This window comes from Erwinia sp. PME.40.26/001 (assembly GCF_055556675.1).
On record NZ_JBVHNP010000218.1, the window covers coordinates 1 to 266 of the forward strand.

At 63.5% G+C, this 266-nt stretch carries 1 protein-coding gene; it reads right to left on the reverse strand.

Annotation, left to right across the window (positions count from 1 at the left end; all coding sequences use genetic code 11):
- Positions 1–119 (reverse strand): DUF7882 family protein (locus tag ACZ3HG_RS23910; RefSeq protein WP_465334880.1); only part of this gene is annotated, 119 nt, incomplete at its 3' end.
- Positions 120–266: the final 147 nt, after the last annotated feature.

Here is a 266-nt window from a genome sequence, read left to right on the forward strand (position 1 = left end):
GAGAGCGTGAAACTCTCGCCTCGGCGCAGCTTGGTCGCGATGACGACCTTGACGTGCGCGAGCGCGCGATCCTCGATTTCGATCGGAGTCGCGGCGTCGCCGTAGAAAAGAGTCCCCACGCCAACAGTTAACCCCGCACAAACGTCCAGGATCGGGGGGTTGATTCTGCACCGCGTGCCGTGGCATTCGCGCGGCGGCCATCGTTTCGCTCGGATAGGCTCGCAGTCATGGGCCGATTCATCTACGACACCGTCGCGAACGCCGTC